General features: G+C 49.6%; 4 protein-coding genes and 13 tRNA genes. 16 read left to right on the top strand and 1 reads right to left on the bottom strand.

The features are described from left to right. Positions 1-32 precede the first annotated feature (32 nt). The 16 genes from Q3F21_RS24905 to Q3F21_RS24830 all read left to right on the top strand — a co-directional run bounded on the left by Q3F21_RS24905 (position 33) and on the right by Q3F21_RS24830 (position 5,361). Positions 33-108, top strand: a tRNA-Asn gene (locus Q3F21_RS24905). 3 nt (positions 109-111) lie between these two features. Next, positions 112-204: transfer RNA gene (locus Q3F21_RS24900), tRNA-Ser, on the top strand. Positions 205-209: 5 nt separating this feature from the next. Further along, positions 210-286, top strand: a tRNA-Glu gene (locus Q3F21_RS24895). A gap of 47 nt (positions 287-333) precedes the next feature. Further along, positions 334-409, top strand: a tRNA-Val gene (locus tag Q3F21_RS24890). Between the two features lie 182 nt (positions 410-591). Further along, a tRNA-Met gene (locus tag Q3F21_RS24885) sits at positions 592-668 on the top strand. 98 nt (positions 669-766) lie between these two features. Continuing rightward, positions 767-843, top strand: a tRNA-Asp gene (locus Q3F21_RS24880). Between the two features lie 29 nt (positions 844-872). Beyond that, a tRNA-Phe gene (locus Q3F21_RS24875) sits at positions 873-948 on the top strand. A 6-nt stretch (positions 949-954) separates the two neighbouring features. Next, a tRNA-Trp gene (locus Q3F21_RS24870) sits at positions 955-1,028 on the top strand. Between the two features lie 9 nt (positions 1,029-1,037). Then, a tRNA-His gene (locus tag Q3F21_RS24865) sits at positions 1,038-1,113 on the top strand. Positions 1,114-1,128: 15 nt separating this feature from the next. Further along, positions 1,129-1,203: transfer RNA gene (locus Q3F21_RS24860), tRNA-Gln, on the top strand. 4 nt (positions 1,204-1,207) lie between these two features. Continuing rightward, positions 1,208-1,283, top strand: a tRNA-Gly gene (locus Q3F21_RS24855). A gap of 24 nt (positions 1,284-1,307) precedes the next feature. After that, positions 1,308-1,381, top strand: a tRNA-Cys gene (locus Q3F21_RS24850). 9 nt (positions 1,382-1,390) lie between these two features. Further along, positions 1,391-1,473: transfer RNA gene (locus tag Q3F21_RS24845), tRNA-Leu, on the top strand. Positions 1,474-1,816: 343 nt separating this feature from the next. Further along, the gene (locus Q3F21_RS24840) at positions 1,817-2,575 is read left to right on the top strand and encodes a class I SAM-dependent methyltransferase (RefSeq protein ID WP_340258914.1); all 759 of its coding nucleotides are present in this window, start codon (positions 1,817-1,819) and stop codon (positions 2,573-2,575) included. A 319-nt stretch (positions 2,576-2,894) separates the two neighbouring features. Further along, complete coding sequence (locus Q3F21_RS24835) at positions 2,895-3,764, top strand: DUF4850 domain-containing protein (protein ID WP_340258912.1); 870 nt, start codon at positions 2,895-2,897, stop codon at positions 3,762-3,764. 265 nt (positions 3,765-4,029) lie between these two features. After that, positions 4,030-5,361: a purine/pyrimidine permease gene (locus tag Q3F21_RS24830; protein ID WP_340258910.1), complete on the top strand. Its 1,332-nt coding sequence runs from the start codon at positions 4,030-4,032 to the stop codon at positions 5,359-5,361. Between the two features lie 60 nt (positions 5,362-5,421). On the opposite strand, the gene Q3F21_RS24825 is transcribed toward Q3F21_RS24830, so the two are convergent. After that, a complete protein-coding gene (locus Q3F21_RS24825; RefSeq protein WP_340258908.1) occupies positions 5,422-6,093 on the bottom strand; it encodes a B3/B4 domain-containing protein in 672 nt (223 codons plus the stop codon). Positions 6,094-6,095: the final 2 nt, after the last annotated feature.

The following is a 6,095-nucleotide window of genomic DNA, read 5'->3' as shown; positions in this document are numbered from 1 at the left end:
TGCATATATTGCGTTAGTGCCTTTATCATTGTTCCTCGGTAGCTCAGTTGGTAGAGCAATCGGCTGTTAACCGATCGGTCGGGGGTTCGAGTCCCTCCCGAGGAGCCATATGGATGGATGTCCGAGCGGCCGAAGGAGCACGATTGGAAATCGTGTAGACGGGGATAACTCGTCTCGTGGGTTCAAATCCCACTCCATCCGCCATATATGGCCCGTTGGTGAAGCGGTTTAACACAGCAGCCTTTCACGCTGTCATACAGGGGTTCGAATCCCCTACGGGTCACCATACAAGCACCTCGCAAGGCTTCATCTGGAACTTTGCGAAGGATTTTCGGAGGCTTAGCTCAGCTGGGAGAGCATCTGCCTTACAAGCAGAGGGTCGGCGGTTCGATCCCGTCAGCCTCCACCATATGCTTTGTTCGTAGGTATCGGTTACGGGATCTCACCGTTCCGGTTCACCCTCGGAGAAGTGTTCAAAGGAGCATTGCTCGGGTACTTCAGATCTTGCTCGCTTGTGAAGAGTAATCGACGCAGCGTCGCAAGTGGAAGCGTTCCCGTCAGCCTCCACCATATGCTTTGTTATCGTAACGTCGCGGGATGGAGCAGTCTGGCAGCTCGTCGGGCTCATAACCCGAAGGTCGCAGGTTCAAATCCTGCTCCCGCAACCAAATTTTCTACTTGAACTAGCTTGTTATAAGACATTGCCCAAGTAGATCGGCAGGTACCCGCAGAGGTGCAGCCAAACATATTCATCCTATATATGCATGGAGCTGTGGTGAAGTTGGAGTTCACGCCGGTCTGTCACACCGGAGGTCGCGGGTTCGAGTCCCGTCAGCTCCGCCATTTTTGTTATCATGGCATAAAAATAAATTGGCTCGGTAGCTCAGTCGGTAGAGCAGAGGACTGAAAATCCTCGTGTCGGCGGTTCGATTCCGTCCCGAGCCACCATATTATAGGGGCATAGTTTAACGGTAGAACGAAGGTCTCCAAAACCTTTGGTGTGGGTTCGATTCCTACTGCCCCTGCCAAACTATGTGGCGGTCGTGGCGAAGTGGTTAACGCATCGGATTGTGGCTCCGACATTCGTGGGTTCGATTCCCATCGATCGCCCCATTTTCAACCACATATTGGGGCATAGCCAAGCGGTAAGGCAACGGACTTTGACTCCGTCATGCCTAGGTTCGAATCCTAGTGCCCCAGCCATTTTGCGGACGTAGCTCAATTGGTAGAGCGTCGCCTTGCCAAGGCGAAGGTCGCGGGTTCGAGACCCGTCGTCCGCTCCATTGAAACAACATTGCATACAATATGGAGGCATAGCCAAGTGGTAAGGCACGGGTCTGCAAAACCCTTACCCCCGGTTCAAATCCGGGTGCCTCCTCCATAGAACAGTGCCGGTATGGCGGAATTGGCAGACGCGCGCGACTCAAAATCGTGAGGGAAACCGTGGGGGTTCAAGTCCCTCTACCGGCACCATAAAACTCCAATGAAGTTCTTTGGGATTAAAGCCCAAAGAGCTTTTTTCTTTTGGAAAACAGTTAGATCCTCAAGTTTCTGAAGTTTTCCTCTCCAATCACTGGAGCTGCTTTCCCTCCATTTCATAATGAAACTTGTCCGGAACCTGATTTAATTGAGAACAATTAGGTTGCAATTTGTTTTTTTCTGTGGTAGTATTTGGATAATTTTAATTGAAAGCAGGCAATTATAATGACAGTCAGCTCTTTCCAACTAACCGCTACATTAGAGGTGCGGAAGGCATAATATCGGTCAACCGTATATTACAAATCTTCCGTGCCTTACAAAACGGGGGAGAAAACGAATGTTCAGTTACTACAGTAATTTGTGTACGGAAGTATATGATCTTACCAAACCTGTTGGGCACTCGATTGGTGGCGATATCGAATATTACCTCCAAAGACTCAAATCCTGCCGAGGGCGAATTTTGGAAGCGGCGGTAGGCTCCGGTCGCATGCTCATCCCGCTTCTCGAGGCAGGCTTGCTTGTTGATGGGATTGATTATTCCCCGGAAATGTTGGCATCTTGCCGTAAGCGCTGTGAGGAGCGAAACCTGGAGGCGGTGTTGTACGAAGGAGAATTACAAAATTTCTCATTGCCTCATAAATACGAAGCCATCATTATTCCAACAGGGTCTTTTTGTTTGATTGAGAATCGTAAAGACTCGATTAACGCTCTACAATGTTTTTATGAGCATCTGGTTCCTGGAGGACGGGTAATCATTGACCTCATTTTGCCCGAAAGCCTAGAGGTAGGAAAGATATCTACGTCGACCTTTACTTTGCCCACAGGAGATGTCATTACCGTAGAAGATAAGGTAGTAGAGGTTAATATGCTCCACAATTATAAGGTTTCCTACCTAAAATACGAAAAATGGCGCAAAGGAAAGTTCATTGAATCCGAGTTGCAGCGTTTTGCGTTGCGCTGGTACGGTATTGACGAATTCAAGCTTGTATTAGAAAACATCGGTTTCTCAGACATTGTATGCTCAACCAATTATGAGTACGGCAAGCAACCTACAAACGAAAATCAGATATTCACTTTTGAAGCTGTTCGAAAGTAAAGTTTCACATTCATGAGGTCTTGGAGCTATATGCCAAGACCTTTTTACTTGACCTTCTATTGTACCGGCTCTCACATTCCGGAAAGACATCCTTACGAAATGGCCTTAGAGTCTGATGAACTCATCCATGGCATGGGTGGGCATCGAATGCACGAGATGTTTGTTATAGAGCTGGCGGTAAATAGCAAAACCTACGATTAAACGTAACCGTATACTGCGATGTAGGTGTTTTTAAACCGTTCTTCATTTTAAGTAACGAAGCAGGGCGGAGAATCGTCTTCAAGATGAATACCAAAAAGGGAAAGAATGGGGTAAGCAAATGGAGAAAGGAAAGAGAATTGCAATTGGCTGCAAGGCCTTGCTCATAGCTAGTTTGTCTGTCGCAGCAGCGGGTTGTTCCCCAGGACCACAAACAGCATCGCAGGACGAAAAGCCTCGCCAGATTACCGCGGCAGCTACGCAGAATGATTCATCAGTATCCAATAAGGAAAGCATACCTGAAAAACAACTTGTTTCGTTTATGGCTGAGGAGGGACAAGTATCCTTTCAAGGCCAAACTGGCGGACCGATCGTAACGCTTCCGCTGCGAGTAATTAAGGCTGAATTTTACGTCGATGTGGACCAGCCGCCAACCGCCGGGCCGAAAAAACCATACCCGGTGATTCCGCTATCCATTCCACAAACATACAAGGATGAGCTCGGCGCCTATTGGATGGATTTGTTGGGCGGGGGAAGTGTATTTTTTATCGGGCCACGTGATTGGAATCTGGGAAAAGCAGGCGTTGGCGCAAATGGTTCGATTGATATCGAACTGATTAATCCGCGGGACGCAGCCCAGAAACTCAACTACTCCGACAACGCCGGCGGATGCCAAGGATGTGCCATTACCTCGGTTGGAACATACTTTCCGGACAAGGAGAAGTGGGCAGAGGACCAAGGATTTCCGATCTCTGCCAAAGTGGCATTCAAAGAGAGAAAGCTGGTCTCCCCTACAACTGTGAAATATTCCCTCAATGATTCTCCGGCAGGATATAACATCTCCGGTGTTGCTCATCAACTATCCCTGGACGGCAGCCTGAGGTTTCTGAAAATGGAACTTTCGTATCCAAAGGAAAATGCAAAAACAGCTGATGTCATTCTCGATTTATTTGTGATCACAGGTGCGTCAGCTGCTTCCCTGTTAGAGTAAAGCAGAGCAAAGGGCAAAGGATACCAGCTCATAAATGTGCGGCCGGGAGCAGATTCACAGATACATATTCCGTTCTCTTATGTTAAAATAACTAAGTTACGAAAAGGATTCCCTGACACCCATCTGTGAATGCTATCCTTATGAAGGCATAGATACATGCACGCTTATGGCGTGCTTTCTCTTTTCTTTTGGTGGACCGATGTCGTCATAAGAATAGGATTTTACAATGCGGTTCATAAGGGAATCGAGATAAGAGGTGTGAAAAGTGGGATATGGGTTACATGAGAAGCCGCCGTTTGGAACGACCATCCTGTCTGCTCTGCAATGGATGATCGTTACCGTCTCCAGCAGTGTCGCTGTGCCGTTGGCAATTGGCGACATTTACGGACTGTCTTCCGATGAGGTCGGTCTTCTGATGCAGCAGACTATGTTTTTCGTCGGACTGGCTTCCTTCCTGCAAGCATGGATCGGCCATCGCTATCCGATGATTGAAGGGCCAGCGGGATTATGGTGGGGAATATTTATCATATTGGCGCAAATCGGAACCAGCGTTGGAATTGCTCCACGAGAAATCGGGCAGTCGTTCCAGCTTGGCCTGCTGTTAGCTGGGGTCATGTTCTTTTTATTTGGTCTCCTCGGGTGGATCGGAAAAATTCAACGCTGGTTTACTCCTCTCGTTTCAGGCACCTATATGGTGCTGCTGGCTGTGTCCTTATGCAGCAGCATCGTGTCGGGGATGCTCGGCATTGGCTATCAGCATGCGAAAGAAGTGAATCCGGGAGTCGCGCTGGTTTCTGTATTGATCGTTGCCTTGGTGTTGATTTTTCTGCGAACAAAGCGATTTGCCAGCTTTGCCGTTTTGCTGGGGATGTCAGCCGGCTGGATCATATTTGCTGTGCTAGGATGGACGGAACCGGTTCGCCACACGGAACAAATCATCGTGCTGCCAACCCTGTTTTTCTGGGGTGAACTAAGATGGGATTGGGGCGTGGTGTTGACCAGTCTGTTGACAGGCTTTGTGCTCCTGACCAATCTGGTCACCAGTATGAATGTGATGGGCAAAGCGACTCAAACGCCGCCGACAGTCAGCCAGTATAACCGGGGCGGGGTATTTACAGGCGTTTCCCATATGCTGTCGGGCGTTTCCGGTGTTGTCGGAATGATTCCGCTCTCCATCGCTGCCGCAGTGATTGAGACTACCAAAATGGCAGCCCGCCTCCCGTTTTTGGTGGCGATGGCAGGGATGATGCTGATTGGTCTCTTGCCGGCTGTATCTCAATTCCTGGCCGCATTGCCTACGCCTGTCGCATATGCGGGCATGTTTATTACGTACACGCAGCTTCTCGGCTTCGGTTTGAAGGACATTGCCTCCGTCCAGCTGGACACTCGGGCAATTACAGTGGTCGGCAGTTCGATCCTCGTCGGTATCGGCGTCATGTTTGTTCCGGCGACAGCCTGGCAGCATCTTCCATCCTTAGCCAGCTTTCTGTTTGGAAACGGCTTGCTTCTCGGCGTGTTGGTCAGCCTGGTCCTGGAGCATTTGGTGTTCCGGCAGAAAATAGAAGCAAAAGCGACAAAAGACGGCCAGTCAGAGTGACGAGCCGTCTTTTTCCTGAGTAGATTCCTTAACGATATGGTACGCAGAGGCGTTTCCTGATCAGCCGGAGACAACGTAAGAGGATGAAACGTGCCCGCCGTTGATTTCTGTACACATTCTGGCTGTGGTTCCGATGATTTCCTCTCGTTCGGACGCTGTTGCTTGCTCATGGAAAAAGATAACCTGCATCAGTTGCTTGCTTTGCTCCGAAACGGGGGTCCGCTGCGAATCGACGATTGGGCTCCCAAATGCCCCTTGTTCGTCTGCCAGCACCAATTTGCCTTCCATATGTACTTCCCTGCCGTTTAACCCCTGATAAACATCCCCGGCCTGTCCCAAGCGGCAAACAACGTCTCCCTGGATCCGGGCTTCATCATAGATTCCATATGGCAGGGCGTGCAGGATGGAGAGAAAATTGTTTACGTCGACAGCGCTGTTGATCCAGAAGAAAGCGTTTCCTTGCAGGAGCCGCCTCAGTAGAGCTTCCGAGGAAGGGCGATAACGGCCGGGATCGATGCCGAGGCGTTTAAATGCCAAGCGCCAGTGCTGAACCCCTTCGATTTCAGTAATTCGCGGCAGTTCTCGTTCGAGCCGCAGCGATTCCACAAACAGATTGATCCTCCCCTGAAGCATCTTGGGAGAAGGACTTACGGTAACATCCGTATAATGAATAACTCCCAGCGCAAACGAAGGAAGGATCGCGGCTATCTCCGGGGCAAGCCGTACCTTCATAG

This window comes from Brevibacillus borstelensis (genome assembly GCF_037834415.1).
Classification (GTDB): Bacteria; Bacillota; Bacilli; order Brevibacillales; family Brevibacillaceae; genus Brevibacillus; species Brevibacillus borstelensis_A.
This window is presented reverse-complemented; position numbering and strand designations above follow the sequence as displayed.